General features: G+C 40.6%; 2 protein-coding genes. Both read left to right on the top strand.

Annotated elements, in window-relative coordinates; genetic code table 11:
* The coding region (locus tag VIP81_RS29875) for an ATP-binding protein (protein ID WP_331970459.1) at window positions 1–1146 on the top strand (1146 nt) is incomplete at its 5' end.
* Between the two features lie 19 nt (window positions 1147–1165).
* Window positions 1166–1987: hybrid sensor histidine kinase/response regulator (locus tag VIP81_RS29870; protein ID WP_331970456.1), on the top strand; the 822-nt coding region annotated here is incomplete at its 3' end.

Below are 1987 nucleotides of genomic sequence, written 5' to 3'. Positions count from 1 at the left end.
GCCTGGTCAATATTCCTCATCAGCATCTTCGTATTTGTATTGCGCAATTTCAATATGCTGCCTTACAACAATTTCAAGTACTATGCACTGCAGATAGGATCTGCGCTGGAAGTACTGTTGCTGTCGTTTGCGCTGGCGCATAAGATCAACGTATTCAAGGCAGAAAAAGAAGCCTCTCAGCAAATGGCACTGGCTATTTCGCAGGAGAATGAAAGACTGGTAAGAGAACAAAATATTATCTTGGAAAGCAAAGTGAAAGACAGAACGGAAGATCTGCAGGCCACTAACCTCGAATTGAATACTGCGTTGAATAACCTGAAGGATACGCAAACCAGGCTGGTAGAGAAAGAGAAAATGGCATCGCTGGGTCAGCTCACAGCCGGTATTGCCCATGAAATCAATAATCCGATCAACTTTGTGACTTCCAATATCAAACCATTAAAACTGGATATCGCAGATCTGAAGGAGTTGCTGAACCGCTATGATGAGTTACAAGGCAGCACTGATGTACCCAAAGCGCTGGCGGATATTGAGCTGTTCAAAAAAGAAATTGATATTGATTATATACATGAGGAAATTTCTTCTCTCATTAAAGGTATTGAGGATGGCGCTGCCCGCACCGCGGAAATTGTGAAGGGGTTACGCACTTTCAGCCGGCTGGATGAAAGTGAAGTGAAATCCATTGATATACATGAGGGACTGGATTCTACGCTGGTATTGTTGCGTAATGGTATTCCTCCTTATGTAAACATTATAAAAGAATACGCCAGTTTACCGAAGGTAGAGTGTTATGCAGGGAAAATAAACCAGGTGTTTATGAACATCTTTTCCAATGCCCTGAATGCGATCAAAACAAAGAAAGAGCATCACAACGAATTCATTTCTATAAAAACAGAACTGGAAGGTGCTTTTATTGTTATAACTATTAAAGATACCGGTATTGGTATGTCTGAAGCAGTACGGGAGAAAATCTTTGATCCGTTCTTCACTACCAAGGATGTAGGAGAAGGTACGGGGCTGGGATTATCTATTGTATTCAGTATTATAGAAAAGCATAAGGGTAAAATTATAGTCAACTCAGCGCCCGGAGAAGGAGCAGAATTTATTATATATTTACCACTCGACATAACAAATCATTTATCGTAATTAACCATAAGGTCCTTTGATGAGAGAAAACCGCATAAGAATATTATACATCGATGATGAAATTCATAACCTAAACGCATTCAAAGCGGCATTTCGCAGGAGTTATGAAATTTACACGGCTACTTCTGCGCAGGAAGGGAAGTTGCTGCTGAAGGAGATCATGGTGCATATTATTATCGCCGATCAGAAGATGCCTGTATCTACCGGTGTGGAATTTTTCAATGAAATTAAAGATACGCTCCCTGATCCGATGCGTATTTTACTAACCGGTTATACGGATGTAGAGGATATTATTGATGCCATTAATAAAGGTCATATCTATTCCTATATCAAAAAGCCATGGGATGAACATGAGCTGCACAAAACGATTAACAACGCCTATGAGATATACCGTACGCGGAAACAACTGCGGGAAAAGATAGAGGAGCTGGAAAAAACGAATGATGAGTTAAACCGTTTTATCTACTCTACCTCTCATGATCTGCGTTCTCCGCTGATGTCTGTGTTGGGGATCATTAACCTATCCAGGCTCGATAATTCGGTGGTTGATCCTAATGGGTATGTGAACATGGTAGAAACCTGCGTGTTAAAGCTGGATGATTTTATACAAAAGATCATCGAGTATTACCGCAATTCCCGGCTGGAAGTGGAGTATGAAAAAATTGATTTCCGGAATCTGCTGAATGACTGCATCACTGCTTTCAAGCCACAGAATACAGATATTCGTTTTCAAACCCAGATAGAGCAGGCGGTAGATTTCAGAGGAGACACTTTCAGGATTAGTGTTATTTTAAACAATCTGATTTCTAATGCTGTTAAGTACCAAAAGCCGGAAGAAACG

It is taken from the genome of Chitinophaga sp. (assembly GCF_036566945.1).
GTDB lineage: Bacteria > Bacteroidota > Bacteroidia > Chitinophagales > Chitinophagaceae > Chitinophaga.
The sequence above is the reverse complement of the archived record's forward strand: the minus strand, read 5'-3'. Positions and strand labels throughout refer to the sequence as shown.